Source organism: Synechococcus sp. CC9311 (assembly GCF_000014585.1).
Taxonomy (GTDB): domain Bacteria; phylum Cyanobacteriota; class Cyanobacteriia; order PCC-6307; family Cyanobiaceae; genus Synechococcus_C.
Map to the genome: position 1 here is coordinate 2,111,473 of NC_008319.1, position 26,487 is coordinate 2,137,959.

28 protein-coding genes are annotated in these 26,487 nt (G+C 46.2%); 13 read left to right on the top strand and 15 right to left on the bottom strand.

Annotated elements, in window-relative coordinates; all coding sequences use genetic code 11:
* Positions 1–368 precede the first annotated feature (368 nt).
* Positions 369–515 carry a hypothetical protein gene (locus SYNC_RS14795; RefSeq protein WP_011620313.1) on the bottom strand — a complete coding sequence of 49 codons (147 nt, stop codon included), beginning with the start codon at positions 513–515 and terminating at the stop codon, positions 369–371.
* A gap of 328 nt (positions 516–843) precedes the next feature.
* Between SYNC_RS14795 and SYNC_RS11040 the strand changes: the two genes are divergently transcribed.
* Complete coding sequence (locus tag SYNC_RS11040) at positions 844–1,215, top strand: hypothetical protein (protein WP_041427105.1); 372 nt, start codon at positions 844–846, stop codon at positions 1,213–1,215.
* A 59-nt stretch (positions 1,216–1,274) separates the two neighbouring features.
* On the opposite strand, the gene SYNC_RS11045 is transcribed toward SYNC_RS11040, so the two are convergent.
* From SYNC_RS11045 to SYNC_RS11060, 4 genes are all read right to left on the bottom strand, one after another.
* Positions 1,275–1,538, bottom strand: a complete 264-nt coding sequence (locus tag SYNC_RS11045) for a sulfiredoxin (RefSeq protein ID WP_011620314.1) — start codon at positions 1,536–1,538, stop codon at positions 1,275–1,277.
* A 91-nt stretch (positions 1,539–1,629) separates the two neighbouring features.
* A complete protein-coding gene (locus SYNC_RS11050) occupies positions 1,630–1,872 on the bottom strand; it encodes a hypothetical protein (RefSeq protein ID WP_041426705.1) in 243 nt (80 codons plus the stop codon).
* 375 nt (positions 1,873–2,247) lie between these two features.
* Positions 2,248–2,598 carry a hypothetical protein gene (locus SYNC_RS11055; RefSeq protein ID WP_148201997.1) on the bottom strand — a complete coding sequence of 117 codons (351 nt, stop codon included), beginning with the start codon at positions 2,596–2,598 and terminating at the stop codon, positions 2,248–2,250.
* 619 nt (positions 2,599–3,217) lie between these two features.
* Positions 3,218–3,673, bottom strand: coding sequence for an ester cyclase (locus tag SYNC_RS11060; RefSeq protein WP_083756096.1), 456 nt, complete (start codon positions 3,671–3,673; stop codon positions 3,218–3,220).
* Between the two features lie 788 nt (positions 3,674–4,461).
* Here SYNC_RS11060 and SYNC_RS14800 point away from each other — a divergent pair.
* The 5 genes from SYNC_RS14800 to SYNC_RS11090 all read left to right on the top strand — a co-directional run bounded on the left by SYNC_RS14800 (position 4,462) and on the right by SYNC_RS11090 (position 8,198).
* Positions 4,462–4,608, top strand: a complete 147-nt coding sequence (locus SYNC_RS14800) for a hypothetical protein (RefSeq protein ID WP_167897110.1) — start codon at positions 4,462–4,464, stop codon at positions 4,606–4,608.
* Between the two features lie 450 nt (positions 4,609–5,058).
* Entirely contained in the window at positions 5,059–5,844 is a 786-nt protein-coding gene (locus tag SYNC_RS14805; protein ID WP_041426706.1) for a hypothetical protein, read from the top strand.
* Positions 5,810–6,214, top strand: a complete 405-nt coding sequence (locus tag SYNC_RS14810; RefSeq protein ID WP_041426707.1) for a hypothetical protein — start codon at positions 5,810–5,812, stop codon at positions 6,212–6,214. Before SYNC_RS14805 ends, SYNC_RS14810 begins: the two co-directional genes overlap by 35 nt.
* An 804-nt stretch (positions 6,215–7,018) precedes the next feature.
* Positions 7,019–7,237, top strand: a complete 219-nt coding sequence (locus SYNC_RS11080) for a hypothetical protein (protein WP_011620321.1) — start codon at positions 7,019–7,021, stop codon at positions 7,235–7,237.
* Between the two features lie 511 nt (positions 7,238–7,748).
* Complete coding sequence (locus tag SYNC_RS11090; RefSeq protein ID WP_011620322.1) at positions 7,749–8,198, top strand: hypothetical protein; 450 nt, start codon at positions 7,749–7,751, stop codon at positions 8,196–8,198.
* A gap of 213 nt (positions 8,199–8,411) precedes the next feature.
* On the opposite strand, the gene SYNC_RS14815 is transcribed toward SYNC_RS11090, so the two are convergent.
* The 3 genes from SYNC_RS14815 to SYNC_RS11095 all read right to left on the bottom strand — a co-directional run bounded on the left by SYNC_RS14815 (position 8,412) and on the right by SYNC_RS11095 (position 10,916).
* Positions 8,412–8,567: a hypothetical protein gene (locus tag SYNC_RS14815; protein ID WP_167897225.1), complete on the bottom strand. Its 156-nt coding sequence runs from the start codon at positions 8,565–8,567 to the stop codon at positions 8,412–8,414.
* A gap of 266 nt (positions 8,568–8,833) precedes the next feature.
* Complete coding sequence (locus SYNC_RS15080) at positions 8,834–8,977, bottom strand: hypothetical protein (protein ID WP_237699210.1); 144 nt, start codon at positions 8,975–8,977, stop codon at positions 8,834–8,836.
* A 154-nt stretch (positions 8,978–9,131) separates the two neighbouring features.
* Positions 9,132–10,916, bottom strand: coding sequence for a hypothetical protein (locus tag SYNC_RS11095; RefSeq protein ID WP_237699211.1), 1,785 nt, complete (start codon positions 10,914–10,916; stop codon positions 9,132–9,134).
* A 1,492-nt stretch (positions 10,917–12,408) separates the two neighbouring features.
* On the opposite strand from SYNC_RS11095, the gene SYNC_RS11105 reads away from it, so the two are divergent.
* Together SYNC_RS11105 and SYNC_RS11110 are read left to right on the top strand one after the other, a co-directional pair.
* Positions 12,409–12,564 (top strand): hypothetical protein, encoded by a 156-nt coding sequence (locus SYNC_RS11105; RefSeq protein WP_237699212.1) that lies wholly within the window; start codon positions 12,409–12,411, stop codon positions 12,562–12,564.
* Between the two features lie 276 nt (positions 12,565–12,840).
* Positions 12,841–14,193, top strand: coding sequence for a cytochrome P450 (locus SYNC_RS11110; RefSeq protein ID WP_049750360.1), 1,353 nt, complete (start codon positions 12,841–12,843; stop codon positions 14,191–14,193).
* A gap of 235 nt (positions 14,194–14,428) precedes the next feature.
* Here the strand turns inward: SYNC_RS11110 and SYNC_RS13915 are convergent, their stop codons facing one another.
* Complete coding sequence (locus SYNC_RS13915) at positions 14,429–14,602, bottom strand: metallothionein-related protein (protein ID WP_011620331.1); 174 nt, start codon at positions 14,600–14,602, stop codon at positions 14,429–14,431.
* Positions 14,603–16,748: 2,146 nt separating this feature from the next.
* Here SYNC_RS13915 and SYNC_RS14405 point away from each other — a divergent pair.
* Together SYNC_RS14405 and SYNC_RS14410 are read left to right on the top strand one after the other, a co-directional pair.
* Positions 16,749–17,804, top strand: coding sequence for a hypothetical protein (locus SYNC_RS14405; protein WP_011620335.1), 1,056 nt, complete (start codon positions 16,749–16,751; stop codon positions 17,802–17,804).
* Positions 17,805–18,079: 275 nt separating this feature from the next.
* On the top strand, positions 18,080–18,757 hold the full coding sequence (locus tag SYNC_RS14410; protein WP_148201903.1) for a hypothetical protein: 678 nt from the start codon (positions 18,080–18,082) through the stop codon (positions 18,755–18,757).
* A gap of 19 nt (positions 18,758–18,776) precedes the next feature.
* Here the strand turns inward: SYNC_RS14410 and SYNC_RS15180 are convergent, their stop codons facing one another.
* Positions 18,777–18,911 carry a hypothetical protein gene (locus tag SYNC_RS15180; RefSeq protein ID WP_255321987.1) on the bottom strand — a complete coding sequence of 45 codons (135 nt, stop codon included), beginning with the start codon at positions 18,909–18,911 and terminating at the stop codon, positions 18,777–18,779.
* Between the two features lie 261 nt (positions 18,912–19,172).
* Entirely contained in the window at positions 19,173–19,529 is a 357-nt protein-coding gene (locus tag SYNC_RS11130; protein WP_041426713.1) for a hypothetical protein, read from the bottom strand.
* A gap of 1,117 nt (positions 19,530–20,646) precedes the next feature.
* On the opposite strand from SYNC_RS11130, the gene SYNC_RS14415 reads away from it, so the two are divergent.
* Together SYNC_RS14415 and SYNC_RS11145 are read left to right on the top strand one after the other, a co-directional pair.
* Positions 20,647–21,375: a hypothetical protein gene (locus SYNC_RS14415; RefSeq protein ID WP_148201904.1), complete on the top strand. Its 729-nt coding sequence runs from the start codon at positions 20,647–20,649 to the stop codon at positions 21,373–21,375.
* 471 nt (positions 21,376–21,846) lie between these two features.
* Positions 21,847–22,293 carry a superoxide dismutase [Ni] gene (locus SYNC_RS11145; protein WP_011620339.1) on the top strand — a complete coding sequence of 149 codons (447 nt, stop codon included), beginning with the start codon at positions 21,847–21,849 and terminating at the stop codon, positions 22,291–22,293.
* A gap of 197 nt (positions 22,294–22,490) precedes the next feature.
* Here SYNC_RS11145 and SYNC_RS11150 read toward each other — a convergent pair whose 3' ends face one another.
* Positions 22,491–22,700 (bottom strand): hypothetical protein, encoded by a 210-nt coding sequence (locus SYNC_RS11150; RefSeq protein WP_011620340.1) that lies wholly within the window; start codon positions 22,698–22,700, stop codon positions 22,491–22,493.
* A gap of 284 nt (positions 22,701–22,984) precedes the next feature.
* Entirely contained in the window at positions 22,985–23,575 is a 591-nt protein-coding gene (locus SYNC_RS11155; RefSeq protein ID WP_041427107.1) for a histidine phosphatase family protein, read from the bottom strand.
* A gap of 239 nt (positions 23,576–23,814) precedes the next feature.
* Here SYNC_RS11155 and SYNC_RS11160 point away from each other — a divergent pair, with 239 nt between their 5' ends.
* Positions 23,815–24,564: a sulfite exporter TauE/SafE family protein gene (locus SYNC_RS11160; protein WP_011620342.1), complete on the top strand. Its 750-nt coding sequence runs from the start codon at positions 23,815–23,817 to the stop codon at positions 24,562–24,564.
* Between the two features lie 406 nt (positions 24,565–24,970).
* Here SYNC_RS11160 and SYNC_RS11165 read toward each other — a convergent pair whose 3' ends face one another.
* Both SYNC_RS11165 and SYNC_RS11175 read right to left on the bottom strand, forming a co-directional pair.
* Positions 24,971–25,381, bottom strand: coding sequence for a hypothetical protein (locus SYNC_RS11165; protein ID WP_041426716.1), 411 nt, complete (start codon positions 25,379–25,381; stop codon positions 24,971–24,973).
* A gap of 581 nt (positions 25,382–25,962) precedes the next feature.
* Positions 25,963–26,160 carry a chlorophyll a/b-binding protein gene (locus SYNC_RS11175; protein WP_011620344.1) on the bottom strand — a complete coding sequence of 66 codons (198 nt, stop codon included), beginning with the start codon at positions 26,158–26,160 and terminating at the stop codon, positions 25,963–25,965.
* Positions 26,161–26,487 lie beyond the last annotated feature (327 nt).

Sequence of the window (26,487 nt, forward strand, 5' to 3'; positions counted from 1 at the left end):
ACTCGGCTCATTAGAACAATTAGGTGATACTTCCATGCAATGAAGCTCGATAGTGCCAACGCCCATCCAATGGGAAGCCTGATCCATGATGGAATCCATACACCTTTCCACGCCTTGGCCTGCCCCCTGAATCCGCGCGTGGTACGAATTGGCAAAAAAAGATAGGCGGCAAAGAAGGTGGAAAAGGCATCTTGCCCCTCAACAAAACAAAAGGTTTTCTGACCAAAACCCTCGTTTTCAGCAGATTGCATTCATAGCCTTAGGAGATGCAGAACTTCTTTGGTGCAAAACCGCCTGAGGGCTGGCTGTATTGAGCAAACAAAAAAACCCCGCTAAATGCGGGGTGGCTCTCAGAGATCGATACGAAGTTAACTGCCCACGGAAGCAAGCTTCGTTGGAGAAAGGTGCGCAGAGGTGTAATCAATGCCCTCTGAATGGGCAGCAAAACAACGCTGAGCATCCTGAAGGCGTTGTGCCTTCAGCTCTTTCTCTTTGATCAGGAGGAGGGTGTTCATGGGAACGACCGACAGCGCCTCAAACCCCGTTGCTTGTTTGAGATCGGACTGCGTCCCCTACTGGGGACCAACGTTTTTCAAATATAGGGGAGTGAACGCGGATTGAAAAGCCAACAACCGAACGTCCGATGGCGTAACAACCGATCCTTCCTCACGCCACAGGGCTCCGAGCGATCAAAACCAACATCAGTTGGCGCATAGCGGATCAAAAGCAAAGCTCACTGCGGTCAAAGCGAATCGAGAAAGAACCTGGACTGCAGGCACACACAATCTGTGAAACGTGATCTGAACCCTGAGATACTTGGTAATGAAGGCAGGAGAACCTCTAATGGCAGGAAAGTCTGGCTTCACTCAAAGAGAATTTGAAGAGATCAAGCGCCTCTATGTAGAGGAAGGAAGAACCTTTTCTCAAATCGCCAAAGTCATCGGCAAAGGCAGCGAAAATTCAGTGCGAAATTCCCTATTAAAAGCACGAGTTAATCGAGCTTCTCTTGGAGACAAAAAACTCGAAAGATTTAAGCCGGGACAAAAACATGGAAGGATTACCCTGCTCACAAGACTCACAAAATCGAAGAAGCTTAGGTACCATGTGGCATGTGATTGTGGTTATGAGTTCGACATAGATCCCTATTTCCTAACACTTCCCGATGGCCATAAAAACAACATCTCACAATGTCAAAGGTGTAGAGAAGGAAAATAAAATCAATTTAGGATGATTTTCAATCCAAAAGGGGACAACATGATCTGATTGCCGCTGGATCACATCAAATGAAGGCGAAATGTCGCCCGATCAACCTGGCGGATATTGGCCTCAATCGTTTTCCGCCCCAGACGCTTATGTGCTGTGTATCGATGGCAGCCATTAAATCCATAGTACTTACCATCAAATTCGATGAGATCGACAGGTTCCTGAAGCCCAATCTCGCTGATACTTCTCATTAGTTCATCCACTTTGCCTTCATCGATCACGCTCTCATGAGGGCGATTAATCGACTCAATCGGCACTGTGACTCGCTTTTTCATAGTTCAGCACTTTATTGCAATGAAGCTATCCATTACGCATCGGGAAATAAACCCAGCCAAGAGACTGAGGTTGCCATCATGTGGCGTGGCCTCACCGCCAAGATCGAACCAATCCAAATAGATTGCGGGCTTTGTAGACCAACTGCTCAAGAAAGCTGCGCTGCTGAGAATCAATGGGTCGTTGCAAGACCATGGACTCCAGCACTGGCCCTGCGGATTTGAACCCGTCGAAGGCCGTCATGGCTTCACCAACCCCTTCCAGGTCATGCTGAAGAATACGCTGACTGACCTGAGGGCTTTCGCCTGACTGCGAGCGGTTGCGAGCGGAAGACATTCTCTGCTCCTGAACTGACCCCTTTCTGACCCAAGGACAAGGGAACGACAAGCGGAAAGAGACTCTTCTTTAGATCAAATGCATTCACCGATCGGAGAAGTAGGTCATTCAAAATGGTGGTGCGGAGCTTGTGCGTAATCGGCTTTCAGCGATGTTTTCTAGTAGGCAGCCTTATGGGCTAAAACCTATTGCCTTCAGTGACTGATAAACACAAGACACTATGAATCAACAACCTCCACTTAATAGGGGAGGGGATCACACCAGAAGTAGCATTGCAGAAGTTCGAGGAAAGCCTTCTTCTAGACAAAGAACTGACGCTCTTATACCGAATCATCAAAGATGAGCATCAATACTTCCAAAACAAGCAGTCAAGCACTATCTACCCTCTAGATCTGCCAAGATGCGATTATGCTGCCGACCCAAATCCCTGATTTCAGTAGCCATGTCTCTTATCGCAGACAGCGTTTCCCTATCAGTATCAGCCTGTTGAACAGCCACTTTACCTTGTATATTTTGACCAACAATAATTATTGGCAGCAAAACAAGCTGCAAAAATGTTTGAGCAATCCACGAAACAATTTTAAGTGGATCATGACTCATAATCGCCTCAGGGAATGAGATCAACGCCAAGACAACAAATAAATAGGCGCAACCCATTGTTCCCACCTTGTCAGTGATAAGCAAGGCAATTTTTCTATTTGCCAGTTGCAGCTTCCGCGCCAGCATTTTGAAAACAACAACACAGTTGGAGCATAAGCGTAACCAAGTGAGCAAAACGTCGCTCTTGCTGCAAACCAGATCTTTCCACCAACCAAAACGGAAATTACCGCCCCATCAAAAAACTCAATTAATAGACGGGAGAAACGGGGAGAGCCCCATTCAACATATATTTCTTTTTTTGATTGCGACAAACCGAAATGGTATTGTATGTTGACAAACAACAGAGGCGCCAGCAAGTGACTCCAGCCTCTTGGGAGATGAAATACACAAGCATATGTACCGCTACAAACAACTCGACTGGGTATATATTCATCTATGTTTCAAGATTCGATGACTAGCAATAACAAAGCTCCCATTAATTCCATTGCAGTAGCACTGCTGGCATTAGCTGTCATTGCTCTTGCCATTAAAGAGCCGCGTTGCAACTGCGATCAAAAACCAGGATCAGCGGAAACACAAACATCTCCACAGTCTTCAGCACCGGTTAGACCTAGGACTCAGATCCAACGTGAACTAGGCAAGTTCTGACCTCAGCACCATTTTCAATCTAGCCACTGCTATTTGTGTCAGCGTAGGAGAGCGGTAACTATTCAGACTCCATCAACTTGGCATCCCACCCGTGCGCTTAGTGACCCATTGCCTCAAGTAAGCGCTTTGGAGCGGTTGGATCAACAGGAAGACCATGGGGATTGAGCAGCCCGAGTTGAACGAGCAGTCCAGCTTGATCCCAATAAATATGCTCATAGGACACCTTTTCGTCTTGGAGACCCACAATCACAACCACGGCCATCGTCACTTTCCGCCCTGTGGGTTCCACTGCAGGGAGGAGGTGTCCGATCGTCTGTGTATGGGTGAAATTGATGACGACTTCATCGACTAGGCGCTCACCGTCAATTGTTCGTGAGATTGGCACGAACTCTGCATCCGGTGGAAAAAACTGTCCTATTAGCTGTTCCGCATAAAACTGACGAACACCTTCATGCCCCACACCTCCTAAGCCAGATCCAAGATTGATGAGGTGAGGGTTCTCAACCATCGTTTCCATAGTGGCGTCCAAATCTCCAGCAAGCTCTGCCTGCATGTGCGCATCAAAAAGCTCAGAGGCATGGGTGTGAGCAGTTTTCACAGCTTTGCTTACATCTCCTTTGAGGATAGGAACTCAAAGACATTTCGCAAATCAATTACAGCGGCAATAGAAGACACATCTCATCACAACTTTGTATCGCGGTGATCTGACCTGCAGCCTGTCGCCGAGTGCACATGAGCACGGTTAAATCATTTGCAGTGAAGATCAGCCAATTAACCGCAACATATCAATTGCATTCATTCTAAACAGTTTTAATTAGCAGCACAATTTGATCGAGCAAGAGCTGCTCAAATGCAGCGACAAGAGCAGGGCAAAGCATTAGAAACTCAAAAGAGGCGAACCATGGCCGTTACTGGCTACAACATTGACATTTAGGTCCATTTTAAAAGGCATAGAAGATCACTAGTGAGTCAAATAACAGCTCACTGCCAACAGAAATCGCAGACAAACCAATAGTGATTAGCCTCTATTCTTCAATTATTTCTTCTAAAAGATGCTGTATAGCGCCGCAAGCACCCATTCATTTCGGCCAGCATGTCTTTGGGATTTTAATGACTTGCGTCTTAACGTGGCTCCAAGGTCATCTGCTCGACTGCGCTCAAGAAGGTAGTCAGCATCAGACAACTGTCCCTTTTTATGTCTGCCAAAGAAGCAATGAGTTTTTGAGGTCTTGCGACTATCTGCAGTTTCGAGGACACGAACCTTGAATCAAGCCACTCTGAAAAAGAGCCAACGTTGAGGAGCAGTGGCTTAAAGCTCACACCAAAGACAGAGGGTTAATCATGTCCATGGTTTTGATTCGATGGCTTGAAGCTGGCCGACGTACTGAGGAAACCGTTCCCGTCTCCATGGCCCGCCACAGGCGGACTGAACTTGAAGCTCAAGGAGCGGTTGTGTATTGGAGTGAACGACTAGTCAACGACTATTAACAAACGGAATTGACGTCATCCATAGATATTAAATGCAAAAAATCTTTTGGCTACACTCCGAGCCAACCTTCCATGAGTGGAAGTCGGAATATTAAAGACGCTACGACCAACATTTTTCTGATAAATCCAACAAGTGAGAGCAGTTGGAATTATCAAATAGATGACGAACATCTAGAGATAGATCTCTATCTCTCAATTGTTTCTTTCCTGTTACTCGGCAAGCCTTGTCAATCTAAGCGGCCCTGTGATCTTGCTCACATGGCTTCTAAATCACTGCAGCGAAGCACCCCTATCTGAACATCCCCGATCGGGTGAGATTTGGTTGGTTCCCATCCCCCAACCGAGGCTTCCGCATGTGGTCAAGGCTGCGATGACATTACGGACAGACGACCACAGGCTTTCACTGTGTTTTCACCACGTCGTCGTAGTAGAACTCGTAGAACTAAGCCCATGGGCAGACCGAAGAAGCCACTACAGAGAAGACCGAATGGTATCTGGTGTGTTCAGCTCTGGATAGATGGCAAGCGCCGAGTGAAGTCCCTTGAGACACGGGACCCGGTCAAGGCAGCAGCAAGGGCACAGCAGGCAATGCAAGAGCTAGAGGCAGAGGCAGCAACAGCGAGAGGCGAGAGCAGGTGGAGAGCAGATACAGCGGTAACTGAGTGGGACATCCCGACGCTTCCAGACGGAAGAAACGACTACGCCCAAGCAGTTGCCAAGCAGAAAACCTGGGGAAAGGTTGCAGCCAACGATGACCTGATCAAGCAGACCGACTGGTTGGAGCTAGTGAGGGAAGCCGAGGGCGTGCTGAAGCGCAAGCACAAGAAGACCTACTCAGCCTCATGGCACAGGAATGTCGGCATCGCGATCAAGCAGTGCCCGTTCACTCTTCAGGAGGCATCACCGACAACCATCAGGGGCATGGATCAAGACGATGGAAGGGGATGGGCTCAGTGGCCTGACCATCAACAGCAAGTGCTCCTTGCTCTCTGGGTTGGTGCACACCTGCATCAAGTCAGGACTCCTAGCTGGACACTCGAACCCATTCGCCTTGGTGGACTACGCAGCAGGCGAGGCCAATCACATCCCACCTGCAGAGGAGCAGGACTACAGAGGATTGAAGGGACTGGTCCCAACTCTGTTGAAGAGACAGCTCATCCCGATCCTCATTCAGACCTACACGGGGTGTCGGATCTCAGAGGTGAGGAGACGCAAGGCGGAAGACTTCGACCTTGACGAGGGAACCATGGAGGTAGTGGTGGAAACAGCCAAGAACAAGGCAAGCGAGAGAACCATCCCTCTCCCTCCTGTTGTGTTGGATCTACTGAGGGACTTCGACTTTGTCTGGGGCTCAGCTGCTCACATCAACAAACAGATCCAGACAATCAACCCTGATCTCTCATCACACTCGTTCAGGCATGGGCTCACCAAGCTGGGCAGAGATCTCCAGTCGAATGAGATCGCTATCGAAGCAATGCTGGGTCACAGGCTCAGTCACTCCGATATGGCCAACAGGCATGGCGGCAAGTACGGAGCAGAGGCGATGAGGAAGGCTGTGGCTCCTGCCTGGGAACAGCTCGACGAGTGGGTAGGACCAGTCCAATGAGGACAAACAAATAATGCCCAAAAAGCCAAAGGATTAACAGGTAAACGCTTTGGGCTTCTTGTTGCCCGTGAGTATTTTGTAAAAGAGTTTGAGAAAAAGCCTACGCGGCGTGGTTATTGGAGATGCGATTGTGATTGCGGAGAGACCGTAGAAACCTCTGCATCAAGACTTCTAGCCAGAAGAGTCGAGTCGTGCGGGTGCCAGAAAGGAGGAGGTAAAACTGAAAAGATTGGTGAAAGATATGGGATGCTAACTGTAGTCAAGAGATCAGAAAGTCTTGCCTGGAGTGGACAGAAAAGACGAGCATGGCTTTGCAAATGCGATTGCGGAGGAGAGATTGTCGTAAGCGGGAAGCATTTACGCAGTGGTCACACTCAAAGTTGTGGCTGCAGAGTAGTAGAGGTACCCAGGCAACTTCGCCTCCAGGACATCACAGGCAAAAGGTACGTAAGACTTGCTGCAGTAAGAAGGTTGCCAGATGAGGAGCAAAGGATTAGGAGAAATGGACGACCAATTGGAGACTGGGAATGGTTATGTGATTGTGGAAATAGTGTTGTTCTTCCGATTGGAGCTGTCAAATCCGGAGCAACACAAAGCTGTGGCTGCCTTGGCTTAGAAACTCGACCACTTAACTTCCATAACGAAGGGCACAGAGCTTATGCAGGAGATCCTGAATATGCCGAGAGGTAAAGCCTTATCTACTTAGTTGAAATTGGGGGTCAATTCGACAAGATCTGGATCGCATTTGATCCACAGGCAAGATTCGAAAAGGGTGAGGTAAGTGATGTTTGGTGGACGAAAAGCTTGAAAAGAGGACAGTGCTGGGCAGTAGAGCAGGCCGCATTGAAAGCAACTCAGGATTTTCAGGCAAATGATTTACCCAAAGACTTATCTAGCGGCGGATTTACCGAGTTCAGGTTTGGCATGGTTATAGAAGAGACTATTGAGATGCTCGAGGAGATGTGCGATGAGGGTAAAAATATTGGATGGCGAGATTTCTATGACAAATATGTTTTGGATTAACTAACTACATTTGCAGGACAAGGACTGGCCCCGAGGGTGCCTATGTCAGGCACAAGGTTGCACCTGCCGTGCAATCACACAGGCCTACACAGGCCGTTATTACTTACCAGGACCAGACCCAATCGATCTCTCATCACATGGTTGGTGGGATTGATAGTGGTATGACCGTCAACGATTTCATTGACACGTTCAGTCAACTTTCACCTAAACCCAAGCAGCTACTCACAGTCCGGTCCTTCATCGACAGCTATAAGGTGAGCTCATGACTGAGTGACTAGACAAGGCGGGCTTTATTCGATGAGGCAGTGGATTCTTTTCGTTGTTTCGCTTCTTGGTATTTCCGTTGCGGCCCTTAATTTCTTAAGACCTTACCTTCAGGCCAAGTACGAGAGAGAGTGCCCAATGGTCGAGCGAGACATACTTCATCCGGGAGGGGGAAAGGGCCGATTAGCTAAGTGGGAAAGGGCTAACCGCTGGTGGACTTGGCTGGTCGTCAAGCCTGTAAGGGACTATGTCGACTAAAACACTCCCCTGCCTCATCTGCGGAACGCCGGTAACGATCAAGCAGTACGCAGAACTAGCAAAAACTGCTGTGCGTGGAGACTCGGGATGCCAACGAGTTGCAAGAGGAGAACCTAGAGAGGCCCCTGGGATTGATCTCTACACGAAAGTTGGGGCTCTCAGAGCTGCTGCTGGCGTTGCACCGGGAGAAGCTCCAAACGAAGAGCAGATGGCCAAGATCCGTGATTCGTTTAAGACAAAGAAGGAAGAAGAGGCTTGCCCAAAGAACAAAAAGAGTGCTGCATACCGATTCGGCTATTGGGGAGGGATGGTGCTGTATGTCTTCGTTCTTCCTGAACGTTTCTTTTTTGCTTTGGATAAGCTCCCAGAAATAATTCTGTCGCCTACTCCCTCCGATTATGAATACTGCCCTCGAGATCACTTCGGACGAAACTGCTAATCAAACAAGCTCGATAGCTTGGTGGGCGAAGATAAACAGATACGTCCTCTCTAAGGTGACTACGTGCCTCTGAAGCATGCTTTAATTACCTCATAGGCGAGATCTCTCATCCTTCGGCCAATCAGAGGCCTATTGTAGGCAATCCTGAGAGGAGCAAGGTTTAAAAGTGTCATTAACAATAGCTAGATACTGGTCCCGGGCAAACACAAAGACTCACGCCTTCTTCTCCTCTACGTGGTCTTCACAGAGGTTTCTGAGGTAAGAGCCCAGAGGCCTGCGGTCCTTCTTCGCTAGCACCTCAAGCTCGGCCCTCGTCTCATGACTGACAACGAAGACGATCCTGACATTCTTGGTCTCGTCGATTGGCAAGGGTTGATCCTGCTAGTGGGATTGATGACCGGAGCATATCAACAGCGGATAGGGTAGCAAGGCTTAACACTTAGGTATGAACCAATGCAATACTGCGTGCATCCACGGGAGATCCAATGGCGCAGATGTATCTAGTGACCCTTAGCAAGGCGATAGGTAACGACCTAGACGCCCAGAAGTGGATGCTCGGGAAGGCATGCAATCGAGTGAGAAGCCTTGGGAAGGTCAGCCTGACAACCATGTATTCCTCAAGGGAGGACCTTGAGTCACTGGTCCTTACCTTCAACTTGATCATCAGCAAGATCCTGCTCATTCATCAGATTGTCTGCAATCGTTTGGATCAGCAGCAACTCATCAAGCTCATCTAATGATGTGAAAAGCCCTTTGACGTAGCGGAGCATCGTTATCAACAGAACGCCTCGCAGTCCGCCAAGTTCATAGGCGGGCTGCCTGTGTAGTGGTAACTCATTTAGGCGAAAGATGTGCTCACCTCCAGTCTTATGACGACTCTCTTGGCATTTGAGTTACCTTGATGACGTGAAACTTTCTGCCCGAAAATCTAATTCACAGATCTTTATCATTAATTCTGGCTGAATTTAAAGTGCCAGAAAGTGCTGAAAATATTAAATTGCCACCATGAAATATTGCCGCTTGAGGGGTGTGAGTCTTAAACGCAAATAGTGTCTTAACATTTCCATTAGCGTCTATGGTTCTGATTGCATTATTAAACATATCGGTCACAATTAATTTCTGACCAGATACACTAATATGCTGAATACCGTTAAAAGACGCGCTCATTCTAAAGCCATCAAGAAAAGATCCTCCATATTGGTTTTTAGAGGGAATGGGTCGCCCAGCGAAAAGGCAAACTTCATCCATATTAGAAAGAGGCAAAGAAACTAAGTAGTGACTGTAACTATTAGCGACTATCAATTTATCTTCAAATACTGCCAAAGACAACGGTCGATTCAACGCCATATCCAGTGCAGGCATACACACATCAATGCCAACATTTTCATTGTAAATCTCATTCATGCCAGATCCTAGAATTGTTTTTACCATGTCACTTTTAAGGTCGATTTGACGTACTTTGTCATTCCATGCATCTGCAATGTACAAACTCCCATCAAATAAAAGTAAATCTCGTATTACCGCAAATCTAGCCTCTAATCTTGAGGCATCTGAATTTCCATATTCAGATTCGGAGCCTGCGAACAAAGCAAATTCTCCATTTTGTAAGTTCAATTTAAATATGCCATGGTTTGAGGCCAAATATAAAAAATTATTTATTTCATCCAATGCAAAAGCTCTAAGAGATTCAAATTTATGTCCATTCAATAAATGGTTCCAAATGGCAGTTCTATTTGGATCTATCAAACGATGAAAAGATTTTGTTGATATGTTGTATCTAATAATAGATCCCGTAGGTGTCATTGCAAGCAATGTTTTCCCGTCAGCCAGTAGCTGAAACTGTGTAATTACTGATGACAAAAAAGCATTTTCTCTGGATATGACAACGTCTTTCCTTTTTGTTTCAAGATCAAAAAGACTTATCTCGTCTGAATCAGAGTCAGTGATGACGAAGGTATTTGCCTTGAGGCTATCTCGAATTGAGGAAATATGCACAAACCTATCAGACAATACAGATGTGGTGCCATTTTTAAACATTTTTAATTCCCATCGAGCACCATAAATGAAACCATTGTCGTCGATACACTTGATTCCATTGGAATAGGGTCTGTCTGAAAATAAATATTCGACACCATTTTTTGATTCACGATAAAATGTTACGTCTCCATTAATATTTTGAAGGGAAATTACTAACCTTTCGCCACAAATATCAAAACCCATTAAATTGCGATTTAAAATTTCTCTGGATAAAAGCTTGGCTGGAATTAATAAGTTGTCTTGAAGCTTCAAGAAACGTTTTCTTCCGACTTCTCCATCAAAAACAAAAATTCCTCGTTCGGTTTTTTTCGCAAACTGTGGAAAATTCAGTACATAGTTCTCGTCATTAAGCGTATAACTATTTGCAATAAATTTAATTTTTTTAGGGCTATGAAGGCGTATTCCTTCTTTGCTAAATGACAGCCATTGAGAATGGTTTAACTTAATGACTCTGAAAGTTGTTAAATTTTCACTGGGGGTACTGATGGTTGATAAATTTAATTTTGATGCTTGTCCACCGCTGCCGGCAACAACAGAAAGCTTCCCATCATAAAGGCGTTTAAGGTATTTATTGCCGGTGTCTGCAACAATAAACTCATTTTTTGCTAATTGTATTGCATCTTCAGGCAGTAAGATATTGGCGGATAAGGCTTCTGTTGTCGCGCTGGGATCCTGGCCCAAGAGTATATTTACTTTGCTATCGCTTGACTGATTGCTTCCCAAGAAATAAAATATCCATGAAAAGAATAAAAGCGAAAGATGGATGATTAGTGGCATATTCTATTAAACAAAAAACGATTCACGATAGCGTGCAGCTTGCTACTTGGGCTCATTAATTATAACATTTAGCACCATGCCCGCCGCTTCGCAGAGGACTTCGACATAGAGCGGCTGGTCCTGCTGAAGATTCAGCTCGAAGATCTTCGCTTAATTCTTCGTCGATTCGATAAAGTCCTGGGCACCGTCATAGCGATGCAAGCCAGCAGCTTTCGCACCGTCATCACGGATCGACCCATGTACGCATGGCGTCTGGAAGAGATCGAGAGAGTAAGGACTGGTCCTACGGGACATAACTCAAGTCTTACTCATATCGACTCAGTCAATGACCTGATAGCTCACAACATGCTTGCTCAGCATCATGCTGTTGCTCAGCATCATGCTGTTGCTCAGGCGATTGGACGATATATCGAATCAAACAATGACCACTCAATCTTATTATCTGAAGTGTGCTCGATGTGAAGCTGAGGCTACACTGACTGCCACTGAATTACGTGCTGCTGAGATGCTTACAAGGCATCCAGGCTGGTGCCGTTGTTCTCAACCAAGCTATTCAATGATCCAGGGCAAGCTTAAGTAATAGCCCTGGGACCAGCAACCCTATCTAATTAATCCTGAGAGGCTCCTGCATGCCCCTGGAAGTCACCTTAAGTGTTAGCTACAGAGATGCATAAGGGATAACCTTTCGACGCTTACAGAGCCTCCTGAGTGTCACCTTCAAAAAGAAATGAGATATTTTTCTGAAGGGACTACCCATAACGCGACGGCGGCGATTCCCCCCGTGGCCGGCCTCCGTTCGAGAAATCGAAACCCCTCTTGCAATCGAAGCAGGCCCTGGGGGTAGGTGAAATCATTGGGGAGGACGGCCTGGCCCTCGGTGCCACAGCTACCGCTGCAGGCCGCTCACAGGCGATTCTGAGGGGGCATCATCACATCCATGACCGATGGCATGGCCAGATCCATTGGCATGACGGCAATCCCACTAGATGCTGTATCTAGCTGGCGACGACACCGTCGTAATACTCCACGGCTACGCCTGCTGATGGGCACTGGATAGTCATCACCTACCGCAGGTGATGGGACCAGTCCCTGCTCATGCGCACTGAGTAGATGTGCTTAGAAATAGATGTCCTCGTTTCTATTTTTGTGATCATCAGTCCGTCGGATTTTCTCTAGTGAGGGACTAGGGAGACTGGTCCACGTCCGTCGTAGAACCCCTCGCGGAAAGAGGGCTGAGTTCTACCTCGATCCAGTGAGGGACTTGACAGTGAGGCAAGGCAGAGATGCCAATCCCAGCGGCTACCCAAATGTGTTTTGTATAGCTAGACGTTGATAGTGATCTTCAAGCCCTATGAGACCTGCACTCGCCACACTCGTTATAGCTCTTGCAGCACCCATGGCTGTTACAGCTGTTCCTGGGGTACCTGACTATGTCATGAGTGACATCACTGAGAAATGCCTCGAAGATGTTGCTGATGATGATCAAGCAACTGAATCTGACGAAGATTGCATTGCAATAGCTGTAGAGAATTACAAGAAGGCCAACCCATAAAGCGACTCGTGGGCAAACATCACCGCCACCTGGCTACACCCGCAAACAAGACCTCAGAGCTTGGTCGCAAGCAAAGTATTGCCCCTAAATAGTCATTGATGCACTAGCAATTAAGCCCTAATCAGAAACTTACCCAATAAAATATTGAAATAAGAGCTGGCATGCCTGAGTAGAGCAGACCACACCCGAAACCCATCTAAATTTTATTTAATGAATCAATCAGTCATTAAAGGCGATTTTCAAAGTACTCAGGGGAAGGCCATTCCAGCATTGTCAATGGCTCCCCATTGGCAGATGCTGGAGGCGATTCTCAGGCCGATCGCCTACTACCGACGCTGCTTTTTCCGCAACTCCGGTGTCGTTCGCGTGAGAATGTCTCCCACTCTGCCTCCCCAGCAGGTGCTCATCAGCGATCCATCTGTGATTAAAGAGCTGATTAATGAAGACGGGGGTCGCCATATCACTGCACCAGGACAATTGAACGGATTGCTGTCTCAAGTTTTAGGCAAACACTCCATCATTTTGCTCGCACCCGCTACGCATCGTCAGAGAAGGAAGTTGCTTACTCCTCCATTTCATGGAGAACGGCTGAAAGCCTATGGACAGTTGATTTCCTCCTTAGCTGATCAATCCCTGATAGATCTCAATGTTGGAGATGTCTTTGACGCACGGGAACAAATGCAGGGCATCACCATGCGAGTGATTCTCACCGCAGTTTTTGGTCTGCATGAAGGGGATGCTTTTCGACAACTTGAACGGTCGCTCGCTTCGAGCATCAGCATCCGTTCCGGTCCACTTGGGTCTCTCCTGTTGTTCTTCCCTTTTCTTCGCAGGGATCTTGGGAGATGGAGTCCAGGAGGACGGATTAAAGCAGCAGATGCCGCCATCCGGCGGTTGTTACTCGAACAGATCGCTTCACGACGCAGAGCGGTGGAACGATGCGGTGAAGAGAACATGTCAGCCGATATTCTCAGCCTGTTGCTGTCCTGCAAAGATGATGAAGGACAGGGGCTCAGTGACGATGAATTACACGATGAATTGCTGACGCTTTTGTTTGCAGGTCACGAGACCACCGCTACAGCTCTGACTTGGGCGTTCTACTGGATCCATCGCAATCCCTTAGTCCTAGAGCGGTTGATGAATGAACTCAATGGTTTACTTGACCACTCCGATCCCGAAGCGATTGCAAGGCTCCCATACCTATCAGCAGTCGTAAATGAAGTTCTGCGCATCCATCCGGTAGCAATGCTGACGTTCCCTCGTCGCATCGAATCCGCCATCACATTGGGAGGATATGCCTTCCGCTCGGGTGATGTGGTGATGGCATGTATTCAGGCCGTCCATGAACGCCCTGATCTTTATCCCAAACCACTGCAATTTAATCCTGAACGTTTCATGAATCAGACCTACGGTCTCCATGAATTTCTTGCTTTCGGCGGAGGTTCTAGACGCTGCATTGGCGCAGCTCTAGCTCTCTATGAAATGAAATTAATTTTAGCCAAAATACTCCTAAACAATCAGTTCGAACTCACTCCTAAAAGCAATCGTTGGAACAAACCACGTCGGCGCGGCTTCACTCTTGGGCCTTCGATTCCTGTGAAGTTAAAGATGGTGTCGTTACGTCCTTGATTGCCCGACATATCCTTGCCAATCACTTTCGCTGCTCAACAAGGTCCTCTATGGACAATTCACGAGGGCAGGGAGCTGAGACAACCGCCCTCAGTTGTACGGCTGGAGCTTTCAGGACATGATTTCACAAGCTAATTGTCTCAGGGCTGATCAAGCAGATAGCAAGGACTCATAACCTCGGCTGCCAGAAGATAAAAAGCATCACGCCCGTAGAAGCTGCAGGCGTGATGATTGGTTAACAGCCGCAACTACACTCGGTATGTTCTGCGCTGTTGGATGGTTCTTGATTGATGTGCGCAGTTGCACAAGCTTCTGAGCAGAAAAGCTTGTTCCCATACATGGCTGCTGTTGCTTCCTCGATACTGCATGTACAAGGTGGGCAGTCGCACCGAACAAGATTTGTTGTCATGGGAATCTCCGAAATCGACCTCTTTGGTCTATGCCTGCTGCAGGCAGCTTGAAAGGTGTAACAGCCGTAATAAAAGGTTCGGTTTCAAGACTTGCCTAAGGAGGCTCTACGAAAGCGACTCTTCTTCTGATCAGTCAAGAATGTTCTTAGAGGTTATTTCATTTGATTGAAGAACCAGTTAATGGACACTCTTTAGTGAAGCAGCAGCGACATACATCTGATGCAATATTTGAATTTCTTTTGGGGTCATGATTACTGGCTTCAATGTAACAAGCTGACTTCTTAATTTAAGCAATTACGTTTGATCCAACGACTGAGTTGTCAATGGATCACGCCAAAGAAGCCGACAAAGAGCCCACTGCGCGAAAACAGACAAGCATTTTTTCAATGAACGGAACAACACTGCCTACAGATCAAGTCAACGTAGCTTCGAGACCAAATAGGCCCACGACAACCAAAAGCAATCAGAATCAATCATCTAGGAAGAGCTTATTGGCAAACGCTATATATGGAGGACGTGGGTGACAGCTAAGCACTTGATATGGTGTTTGAATTTGTGAAAAGCAATGATGCACCTACTTCCAAAAGATTTCGGCGTAGTCGCTTGCAACCATTACATGAAATTGGTTGGCGCTCTTGCCCCTCAGCTCGGGGGTGTCCATACAGGCCAACCGGATCTTTAACCGGTGGTTGTAGTGGGTATCCCCGCTGTAACAGCTTTTGATGGTCAAGATTTCGGGGCTGCAGTGAGAGGGAAGCACCCAACAGCATCAGTTGTGGTCTGCAACCGAGCGTGAGCACGCCATTACCACTATTGGAGGTTTTGCCATTGAAGGCAATGCGCGATTTGACCGATGGCAGGAAGCATGCAACGGATGGAAACTAAGTTCATCGAGATCGGAGGAGCTAATGACAGCCGACACTCCACCAGCGCAGATCGCTGAAGCAGACTGACTTTCTGGCCCCTGCTCCAACAGTCTCAACAATGACCTGGGTTGGTCGATTGGTAGGTACACATCAGATACGTCACGCCATCGATGCTCCGCTTGCACCGCCCCAGGTGCCCTAGGAGAAACCGACCCAACACCTAGAGCAATAGCCCCAGGGCGCCTCTAGCCAGAAGCTTCGACCCCTCATCTTTACTGTCGTGATGGGTTCAACCATGCATGAACGAGCGAGTTAGGCCGTCTTTCCACTGGGGAGGGCGGCCTTCCTCTTTGCATATCAGGAAGGTCAGGATCACTCTCAAGAAAAAACTCACAGTAAACAAGTGTTTCTACTTAGACCTGATTCATTCGCCTTAAGAGAATGTTTGCAGCGCTCGGGGTCTTTCTAGTGATTGGAGTGGGGCTCTTTGTCCTCTCGATCGGGGAGTGATGCTCAATGATGAGATGATCAAGAACAACGGTCTGCTCTGAATCCACCGGCTGGAAAGCTCTAGTGGAAAGAATCTCGCTGATCATTGCGGCATTGAGGTCTTGCGCCTAACTGCTGATCCAAGGTCAGCAAACCAGTAGCGGAGCCATCTTGAAAGGGAGCCAACGCTGGGGAGCAGTGGTTCCACCTCACACACCAAGGCAGAGGATTGGAGAACCTCTGCTTTTTTGGTGCATAAGTGGTTTTGCGGGTATGTTTTCAACTGTCTTGTTCATTGACAATGATTAAATACAAACCATTCTTATGGTTCCCCATCACCCACCCCGTTGGACATCTGTCTTACGGGGCCTTTTTATAGCTGACTATATTGCCGCCTCCAGTCCATCTAAAACACAAACAATCCAGATCACCAAATCGGCGTAAACCCAGCTTATTTGATAAAAATCTCACTCTTGGAGGGGCGACACACAAGCAGATATGAAAACCAGGCAATTAGCTAGCCATGCTTACCAAGAAAGCTTGTCTAGACAAAGTTGCACAGACGTGTCATCCATGCATTCCGAAGATGAAACAGTCACAGCCTCGATCCATCAAGAAACAATATGAGAAAGCGGAACAAGAAGATGCAACGTGTCACTTTGTGATTGATCTCGCAGAGACCTGCTACAAACTATCCCACAAATCAGCCTGGACAAAAGATTAACAAATCATGCGTCTTGACGGCATATTGCAAGGGCTTGAGTAAAGTTATAAAGCGAAAAGGTATCAAATGACATATCAATTGAGCAAGGTACTGACTTTTGCTTTGCTCGCATGTGGCGCTGGAGCGATTTCACTGGCCACACCGGCTCGAGCTGAATTTTGCCCAGGCGAAGGGAGCCAGGCTTGGTGTGGCGGCGGTAGCACCGCAGGGAATGTTATTGATCAAATGAGTTGCTCGCCATTTGCTTACAAACCATGGAGCTATAACAATCAAACCGGAGTCGGAAACCGAAACAAGAAAAATAATTTTTGCATGTCAGATACGGTCAAAGACATAGCTGGTGGGCCATATCAATCTCAAGCTTGGATGTTTAACAAGGGGAATGGCTCTAAGGATACAAGTTATTGGGTCTTTCACGGCTGCGATGGAGCTGGCATTATGCCAGATTGCAAAGGTGATGTTCTGTTCTTGGAGCGTTTTTACGGGTGGTCAAAAGACCAATCAACAGTCTGGTGCCAAGGTGAAAACGGTGAACACTCAATCACGATCAACCAAGTGGCTTCGCGAAAAAACGATCCAAACTCCAACCGCAGACAATGCCAGTTCAAGCATCCAGGGACTGGCCATATTTACGAGAATTACGAAGCTGGCATGTGGCAATGGGGAGATCGTTCAACTCAAATTGATTTGACAAATTTTAGATCAGCGGCAACAGGAGCCTGGTCTCAACATGCAGAGAATGCGGTTCTCTCCATTCGAAATCCTTTTCCTAACAGCAGAGGACCGGTTCTTTATATGATGACATTTCCTTGGGTATGCACTGGTATTGGAAAGGGTGACGCCACGAATGGCTTGTTTACTCAAACCAATACTCCAGGCGTAAAGTGCTACTGGGATAATGAAAGTGGAGCCCCTGGTGAGGCCGAAGACCAGGCAAATAGTGGAGACAAAAAAGCACTGGACCCATATTGGCCACCACAAATGAATCTTTATTGGATGAATCTCATAACAGACAACGAAAAGAAATATCTGGACGTCAGAGGCTATACCTTAGACAACAACAGCATGACAATGAGATCATTAGGCCAATGGACTCTAGAGCCATACGGAAGCCCTTGGTAGGATGAAAAGCAGATAGCAAAACATCCTATCCCCCAAAATAAATTGAACAAGTTTATACATTTAAAGCAGAACTCTCATCGCCGATGTCTCTTTTGAGCTTTGGCCAAATGCCCTGCAATCATCTAGCCATCTAGCCTATACGTTGACGCATTAGTTAATGCAAATCATTTCAATCAGGAGTAATTCCAACTTTTTCTATTTTGCATACGTAGAATCAATAAACCATCAATGAAATCTCATTTAGCACAATGCGATCAATTCATTTAGCAGCCTGCTTGGCTCTTGGCGTTTTCAGCTTCACAGCAAGTCCCAAGGCTTTTGCTGAAATCGGAATTGATTTAAAGCTTGGAGGAGGGAAACCTAAGCTTGAAATTAAAGACGATAATTCAGACTCAAGCTTGAATAGCGATAATTCCGACTCAAACACAAACGAGAACAGCTCTAACTCATATAACGACAATTCAGACTCAAACACAAACGACAACTCGAATTCGGGTTCGAATGACGACAACTCTAACTCCAACACCTCATCTACCGATGGGAATTACGACCCATGCTTCATCCATCCTGACTGCAAAGCTGGTGCTGGATATAGCAGCAACAGTGACAACAGCATGGGAGTAGGTTGGTATTGCACGGATGGAAAACCTGTCAATACAAATACTAGTTTTGACAAATGTAATATTCGCAAGGGCTGTACAAGCGACAAAAACTATGTAGGCTATGTAATGGATAGCAAAAGCTGGGAATGCCTAGAGAAGGCATACATCCACAGGGGTTGCTCTAGCACTCCAGGCTTTTCAAGCACAGGATCCTTAGGTGCAGGGTGGTATTGCAGTGACAAAAAGCAAGTGAATCAAACAACTCAATTTGATCCAGCTGCGATTAAAACCGGCTGCTCCGAGCAAGGTTCAGGTATTAAATTCACTGATGGAATCTGGCGATGCAATTAAATCGTTGATCGTCGAAAACCTAGAATTGGGGAATGATCCTTGCCACACTCACCGCTGCTGCACTGGCCATCAGCAATGCCTTCATGAGCAATGGCAGATAAAGCAACAAATAGATGACAGAAGCCAGAAGCCCTAAAGAGAGGCGACTCAGCATAGAGCTTGATAAATTCCGCAAAAGATGTCCAGGCTTTGGTGCTGCTGACCACTACCGTGGGCAGTCTTAGCGTTGCCGGTGGTTCATAAATGGTGTGAGTATTGACCCAAATCACCCTGAATAGCCTTTCATACACATACTTCACACTGAACATACTGTCTTACAAAACATCTTTACTGCAATTCAATAACAACCAATGCTGCGCAATGCGGGGGACATTGGCGTGAGAAGCATCAGCAAAGCTGTGACTACCGCAATTGTTTATCTACCCACTTTTACTAACACTGTTTTACCGACTCGGACTGATGCCTCACAATCACCACTTCCAACATCTTCAATAACCCATAAGTGCGTGGCATATGACTGAATATCGGTATATCCTCCTGGTTCTATCACAGCCCATTCTTGGCGGTTCCCTTGGAAGTTGATCCACGATAGGCGCACTGGAGAATCACCGACATTTCCAACTTGAAGATTGGCAACTTGCTTAGAGCTCAAAGATGATCCTTGGACAATGCACTCTTCTGCTTTGAGTTCAGCTGGAGTAAATGCCGCCAACAAGCACAAGCCCGATAGAGCACCGACGGACTTCATTAAGCCTTTGAAGTTGTTATGCATTGGTTGAGGTGCCGATCTACAGGTTTAATAGCAACATTTCAGCCAAGTGGGAGATTTTTTATTGCCAACCAAATAGCAGAAAAGCCAAAACAGCCACTGCAGCAGAAACTCAAGAGCATGACGCACTATCGCTAAGACAGCAACTGGCCTGCTCGAGTTTATAAAACTCTGATTCGCGTTTTGCGATCCGGGCCTAGCAAGGACAAAGTCTGTGATTGGGAGCTGTTTAGATCGCTCACTACGGTCGCAAAAACCTAGACACCGGCATCCTCCGCAACCGATGCGAATACAACTCAACAATCGTCAACTAATTCCCACCGAATAGACAAGTACAAGAACTCCAACCAAGGACTAGGATGAGAAGCAAGAAGCTTTGAGTCAATTGTATTGACATTAGACGTGGGTTGAGGACAATTTGATTATTGATATCAAATGAGGTTCAGTGAACAAGAGCATAAAGAACTGGATTATTAAGCCCATCCGTGCCACTGTTTTCGCAGATAGAGACGCTTACTACTGGATTCAAAGTAAGCTTGGACTAGGCAACTATCAGATGGCAGCGCTTGTGTGGGCTAAAGGGCTAATCATTGGCTTATTAATTGGAGCGTTCTTTCTCTGATCTCAAGCATCAAGCAATCAATACTGCATGACTTGTGTCTATGACTAGTCGATCTAGTCATTATGCAGATTGAATTGAACAAGTTGGATGAATAACTAAACCACACCCATAGCTCAGTGTGATTGAAGACGAAAACGCAGAAAACGTTACCGAAGATCGCTTGCACTTGATAGCAATGGGTAGGGAGGAACCGATCAGACTTCACTAAAAAGGCTGTCCACGCTGCTCAGAAGGGCCAGTCTTAGCCCTTAAAATGCCTTGACTCTGCGGGCCTGAATGTTGATAGGCGCACTGGCAGGACCTCGCCGGGATGGTACCCGGCACACGGCTGAAGAAGAACCAACATTGCGGTTGCGGGCACAGTCCAATGCTCCGCCGACTCTTTGGCCTCAGCAATATCAGCAGCTATTGATGAAGGTACTGATTCCCTGAAACTCTCAAAACAAGTCTGCACGGTTGAATCAGCTCAAACAGGTTGATTACAGATGAGAGCCAGAATTGGCAAAAGATGCTACACAAAAGAGACATCTACATAAACTCAATCCATTGAAAAAAACAAAATTAATTGTTGTCGGCTGCTGCTCAACAACTCTTTTTTCCCTATTGAGCAGCCCTAGCGCTTTTGCAGGGAATCCTGTCGAAAAATGCAAGCCCATCACTGAATCAGTCATTGCGATGTACTTAATCCCTACCAACTGGAATCCATCAAAAAAACTATCTCAGATCGTAAAAAACAGATACTGGGGAGCACCCAAGGTGCCTGTACATATCACGTTGACGGGATTTGCTTTGCCATCGAATTCAAAGAAAAAGATAAGCTCAGGCTGCAAAAAACATAATGAGTCTATGACCAAAGGAGTAAGGAGTTTCAATAACAAGATCTCACACTCGTATCACATAGGGTACTCCAACTGGGGCAAGCCTGAGGTTAGCGAAGGAAGCATTAAGTATGTAAAATATCCACTCGTCTGCAAATCAAAAAGTTGCTTCTCATTGCTGAAGTCAGCATTAAAACTCAACAGTCAATTTGTGGAGTTCGTAGACGAACCAACAAAACTCCATGTGAGTTTTGACAATCTTTCAGCATATAAAAATCAAGATGCCATTAAAAAGCTTTTGGGAGGCCTGAAGTGGAAAGCCTGCAAGGTTGAAGTTAAAGTGTCAGGCCACAATTCAAAAACAGATCCAGGGAAAGGCTTGAAAATTCCTCACGATGGTTGCCCATAAAGGACGTCAAAAAAAATTGTCGTATTGGTAGCTCCTGGCCTTCAGCACGCAAACCCGATTTGCGTAAGTCCTTCATCAATACACAGGAGCTAGAGCACCCGGCTTCCGTCGTTAACAGCCGTCCGGCTCGTTCGGCTTCTTGCCGGATTGATATACGGTCAATCGACAGTGTTCTACAGCTCGTAGGTCTTTCCCTGTTCAGCGGCAGGAAACTTAAACGCCCATCGGTTGCTGTCGGTGTAGACGTTGCCGTCCAGCTTCGTGAAGTCGCAGGGGAAGCCATCTATCAGGGTGGAGTCGTCATGGTGTGCATGCTTCTTCTGAACTCTTCACAGAAAATCAGACAAGAAGATTTACATTAAGAGCAAGTGAGAAGTTCATGAAAATAGGATTAATTGGCCAAAAAAGCATGATAAATAGATGAGAAATCGATAAGTTGCTAATTGGATTCATTCCGAAGAAAAAGCCTTCATGAAACTCCTGCTCACCGGATTCACTCTTACAACAGCGCTGCTAAGCACTGGCGTTGCCCACAGCCATTGCCAACTACCGTGCGGTATTTACGATGACCATGCACGCATTCACTCGATGCTTGAAGACGCTGATACCATTCAAAAGACAGTCATTCTGATTAAAGACAACTCAGGAAAGAATGATCCCCAATCCAACAATCAGCTAGTAAGATCAATTGCCAACAAGGAATCTCACGCACAATCAATCATAGAAACAATTAGTGACTACTTTTTAACTCAACGCGTCAAACCCAGTCAAGACGACTACACCGAGCGGCTCAAAAAGCATCATGCAGTGATCATTGCATCGATGAAAGCAAAACAAAATTCAGACTTACAACATGTTGACGACTTAAAAGCAACAATCGTTGAGCTGGAAGAATACTACCCAAAACAATCAAATTAGACTGATCAATAAGGGCGGCCAATATCTAGCCGCCCTGTAAAGAATTGCATCGGCAAAGAAGTGATGCTTACCGAGACCAATCTAATCCTTTGAGTCTATCCCTTGGTTTTCAAAATGCACTATTATTTAAAGCTTGAATCCTTAACGGACTGCACGGCATCAATTAGTCAGGAACGTGAATAACAATGCCGAGGTGATCAACTGATGATTGTTCCAGCAACATTGGTGTAGATGATGATGATGCTGTCATTGCTGTAATCAGCGAAGTTGACGTTCTCCAGTGCATCAAAGAAGAAGACGCTGTTGTCGCGAACTGACAGCGACATGCCTGCCGATACCGACTTGATTGTGTGTTCCTGCTCGTTGCAATGCGCCTTGAAGACCAAAGGCAGTGGGGTGATGGCCATAACAGAGGCTAGGAGATCAATGCCATCACCACTGAGAACGGCCCAGAAATTCTTTTAAGCCCAGCGAATAATTGCCCCGTTAGAGCTGTCCGTGGTGTCTCTGGTATCTCTGGTGTCAGTCAATCGAGTCACGAAGGAATCCTCGGACACAGCTGACAGAGGTGAAAGAAAAGAGGTCAAAGTCTCTCTTTGGAACCATGAAACACCCCAGCTTTGAATACCGCAATGCGGAGAAGAACTTCAACTACAAATATCTGCAGGAGATTGTTAGGCAAACACTAATGCTAATAGTTGCAGTCGGGCGACGGAGTTATTCCTTGTTTACTGATATCCAATGCAGCTTTACCGTTTTTGAAAGTGATGGCCCAAATACTATCGAAATCTTTACCACTCCATTGTGGTGGATTTTTCACCCCGAGGTCTCGAGCGATATGTTGAATCTCACTGTGATTCCAAACCAGTAGGACTGTGCCATCTTTTTTAAGTATGTGTTTAACCATACCATCATGATCTTTTGAGCCAAACTTACTATTGATTAGCAATTTGTTCTTAATCGCAAATGGAGAAACTGTCTGAAACATTCTTGCGTGACTTGTATATTTGTCGCGACCCAAGGCAGGAACGAACGCATGGTCAATTTTTGGAAATCTCTTGTCAAGCACTGCCGGGAGTTGCAGGGCGCGATTCAGCCCCTTGCATGACAGGTTGTGGTTACTTGATGCTCTCTCTCCGTGCCGAATAATCACCACAATTAAACTATTATCAGGAGTGGCCTTACCAACACTTTGAAATGAAATAGCCGATACAGAGATACCAGCGACAATAAACAGTAGAGATTGAATCCTCTTCTTCTGGAACTTTTCAGCAAATAGCATCTCACCCACAACTGGCCAAATTCTGTGCATATATGATGAAAGCAGTATAAGAGTATCTTAACAACATTTTCTTCGATGACGTTATGCCTGAAAATGACGTACACAAAGCTCACAGCCAAGAGCGGTTAAGGCCTAGCCCGGCAAAACGAAAAAGCCTTGGACTCCAAAGAAAATCGCTGCAAATTAGCAAAAAGCCACAGATGCTGCTAATCAATAGGGAGACATAACTAATTTATTTCATGAGTATTTTGGCGATGATTTCACTATTGGCAGGTGGAGCTATTGCTGGAGCACTGAACACACTTGCTAGCAGTGGATCAGCGATTACTCTGCCCCTTTTAATTTTATTAGGCATTCCACCTGGAATCGCTAATGGCACTAACAGGTTATCAGTTTTGTTAGGATCATTTTCAGCTGTGATAAGTTTTCAGCAGACTGGATCTATCCCTTGGAAGAAGACACTTAGGCTATCAATACCTCTTGCAGCAGGAGCAATTCTCGGAGCTGGCATTGCCACTCAGCTAAATGACAACAACATTCAAATGATAATCAATATTGCGATAGGGCTTGCATTGGCTGTACTTGTAATTGGCTCTAAACGTTTTATTAGCGAAAAAAGTACAAATCAAGAGCCTGAAAGTCTTTACATAGCTCCTGCTTTGGCTTTGGTTGGATTTTGGACCGGCTTTATAGTTCTAGATTCTGCAACATACATGATACTTGCCTTGGTAATGCTTGGGTCCATGGATGTAACTCAGGCCAATCCAATCAAGGCCGTATTCCTATTAATAGCCTGTGTGCTATCTATACCAATCTTTTTTTTGCAGGGGCAAATTGCATGGACTCCTGGCATCATTCTGGCCATCGGGAGTTCTGCTGGCTCATGGTGGGCAGCCAGAATTGCCATTCAGCCATGGATTAAGCGATGGGTGTACTCGCTCTTAGTCGGAATAGTAATCCTTGAATTAACTATAATGCTTGCATTGTAATCAATAGGTTTGTTCTGTGACTAAGCACTATTCAGCCAACCGAAAAGTTTTAAGACTTTGAAAGCACTCATGGGCTTTTTAGAACATTACTTCTCAAAGTAGAAAGGAAGTTCAAGCAGAGCTTTGGCAGATCGGGATCGTTGAGCTTGCGCTCTTAGAGAAGTAGCTTCGGGAAGACCTAATGGTGGTTGGAGACGTAGTTAACTCCGCAAACAGCTATGGAGGCTCACTCGTAGCGGCTAATCCATCAATTTGTCTTTCTCTACTTCAACCAACAAGGAAGCCACCCATTCCGACTCGACCTCTGTACCTACATCTCTTCCAAGCTCTTCAACAGAGAGTGCAAGCCAACACTTGTAGCCATGAGAGCATTAGCCCTCAGTGGCATCATAAAAAGACAACATACTCATCTAGGTACTGGCTTATTAAGGACATAGAACTCACGATTTAAATGCAACAAACCGCCACTCTTATTGGTACATGTAAGTCCAATCTTTTCGGAAATGCAGGTAATTTTCCCATCTTCAGGACGAAGTTCAAAGGTAAGCTTACTTCCATATTGCAAAACAGTACCTGCACTATCAACCAAAGTATCTGAACTCCCTATGGCTTCTGCAGGGCCATTGCCTGGGATCATAAACCTATTCCCATGAGAACCATCATGATCTCCTTGAATCCAATTCTTCCAGGCATGATTGGCAACATCGCATTCGACAGACAGGGGGATGTTGCTCGAAAGGTCATACCTTCTAACACACCAAATATTTTTAGATGGCATAGTGAAAAATTCATACTCATCATCCGCAAAAGCAGGCATGGCAGAAATACATATTGAAGCTGTAGCAAGTGCTGTGAATAGTTTCATTGGATAGATTATGTCTTGGCAAGATTGCTATCTGCCATTAATTCATCAAAAAAAATTAGTGTCAAATGCTTTTAAGTGCATCCACCTTCTCCGTGCCTAAGTCCTGCTTCATGCAGTACTAAATAACATAAAAAACGATCTTACAACCAACCTCATAACATTCATCATCAAAGCCTACAAAACAATGAATCGTAGCCCGAGAGTCCTGTCCCATTCACGACGGCCTCTTCGCGTACGTGCTCACGCGATCTACTGCGTTGTCCTGTAGCGATTTAAAATTGATATGAGAACACACTCTCTGAAAAGAGTGTGTCCTATTGATTCAGTGGCTTGAGCTGAGGGACAAAGCAGCATTCATCCGCTTTTCTTCTCTTGAAAGGAAATCAGCCCACATACCAACTAAGAAGCTCAGGGTATTCAGTGCGCGAACCTGCTCCTTTGAACCAGGACTCGTGTATTTGAAATCCATGAACATCTGATCAGAGATGCGAAGCTGCTCCTTGCATCGGCTGTCGATTGACATCTTTCAGCCCTCAGCTGGCACCAAATATTCCGAAAGTGATCTGGCTCACGATTCCATGGCCAGTGATGGCTTCTGTGAGAACCCCGATAACAAAGCCGAGCATCGCAGCACGTCCATTCAGAAGCTCCGCTTTTAGAAAGCGCTCAGAACGGATTTGTGCAGCAGCGGCTTCCTGAAACCAACTGTCGGTTGAGGTCGAAGACGTCATCTTGATTGAATCGAATGACGAAATGTTACACCCTTTGTAACGAGATGTAAAGCATCCTCTTCCTTGGTGGGCTTCTCAGCTATCAAGCCACAGCAAAGGAAGGCCTTGGCACTCTGATGTTGTAGCTGCGGCCATCGATTGCAGTAAGGAGAACGACCAAAGTATTGCCAATGTCATGAGGGCGCTTGGTTTTGCCCACGAGCGCAAGGCCGTCAACGGAGATCGTCAGCGTGGATGGTGGCGTTCCGGCCAGCCTGCCCAGCCGAAACTCCCGTCCTGATTCTGTGGAAGTGGTGCCACCCCACTACTTCCATATAACTTTCTCTA

Bases quoted from the DNA above. Each gene is read 5' to 3' on its own strand.
- SYNC_RS14795 (WP_011620313.1), bottom strand. From the start codon at position 515: ATGAACACCCTCCTCCTGATCAAAGAGAAAGAGCTGAAGGCACAACGC.
- SYNC_RS11040 (WP_041427105.1), top strand. From the start codon at position 844: ATGGCAGGAAAGTCTGGCTTCACTCAAAGAGAATTTGAAGAGATCAAG.
- SYNC_RS11045 (WP_011620314.1), bottom strand. From the start codon at position 1,538: ATGAAAAAGCGAGTCACAGTGCCGATTGAGTCGATTAATCGCCCTCAT.
- SYNC_RS11050 (WP_041426705.1), bottom strand. From the start codon at position 1,872: ATGTCTTCCGCTCGCAACCGCTCGCAGTCAGGCGAAAGCCCTCAGGTC.
- SYNC_RS11055 (WP_148201997.1), bottom strand. From the start codon at position 2,598: ATGCTGGCGCGGAAGCTGCAACTGGCAAATAGAAAAATTGCCTTGCTT.
- SYNC_RS11060 (WP_083756096.1), bottom strand. From the start codon at position 3,673: ATGCAGGCAGAGCTTGCTGGAGATTTGGACGCCACTATGGAAACGATG.
- SYNC_RS14800 (WP_167897110.1), top strand. From the start codon at position 4,462: ATGTCCATGGTTTTGATTCGATGGCTTGAAGCTGGCCGACGTACTGAG.
- SYNC_RS14805 (WP_041426706.1), top strand. From the start codon at position 5,059: ATGGGCAGACCGAAGAAGCCACTACAGAGAAGACCGAATGGTATCTGG.
- SYNC_RS11090 (WP_011620322.1), top strand. From the start codon at position 7,749: ATGTCGACTAAAACACTCCCCTGCCTCATCTGCGGAACGCCGGTAACG.
- SYNC_RS11105 (WP_237699212.1), top strand. From the start codon at position 12,409: ATGGCTGTTACAGCTGTTCCTGGGGTACCTGACTATGTCATGAGTGAC.
- SYNC_RS11110 (WP_049750360.1), top strand. From the start codon at position 12,841: ATGGCTCCCCATTGGCAGATGCTGGAGGCGATTCTCAGGCCGATCGCC.
- SYNC_RS13915 (WP_011620331.1), bottom strand. From the start codon at position 14,602: ATGACAACAAATCTTGTTCGGTGCGACTGCCCACCTTGTACATGCAGT.
- SYNC_RS14405 (WP_011620335.1), top strand. From the start codon at position 16,749: ATGACATATCAATTGAGCAAGGTACTGACTTTTGCTTTGCTCGCATGT.
- SYNC_RS15180 (WP_255321987.1), bottom strand. From the start codon at position 18,911: ATGCTGAGTCGCCTCTCTTTAGGGCTTCTGGCTTCTGTCATCTATTTG.
- SYNC_RS11130 (WP_041426713.1), bottom strand. From the start codon at position 19,529: ATGCATAACAACTTCAAAGGCTTAATGAAGTCCGTCGGTGCTCTATCG.
- SYNC_RS11145 (WP_011620339.1), top strand. From the start codon at position 21,847: ATGAAACTCCTGCTCACCGGATTCACTCTTACAACAGCGCTGCTAAGC.
- SYNC_RS11150 (WP_011620340.1), bottom strand. From the start codon at position 22,700: ATGGCCATCACCCCACTGCCTTTGGTCTTCAAGGCGCATTGCAACGAG.
- SYNC_RS11155 (WP_041427107.1), bottom strand. From the start codon at position 23,575: ATGCTATTTGCTGAAAAGTTCCAGAAGAAGAGGATTCAATCTCTACTG.
- SYNC_RS11160 (WP_011620342.1), top strand. From the start codon at position 23,815: ATGAGTATTTTGGCGATGATTTCACTATTGGCAGGTGGAGCTATTGCT.
- SYNC_RS11165 (WP_041426716.1), bottom strand. From the start codon at position 25,381: ATGCCTGCTTTTGCGGATGATGAGTATGAATTTTTCACTATGCCATCT.
- SYNC_RS11175 (WP_011620344.1), bottom strand. From the start codon at position 26,160: ATGACGTCTTCGACCTCAACCGACAGTTGGTTTCAGGAAGCCGCTGCT.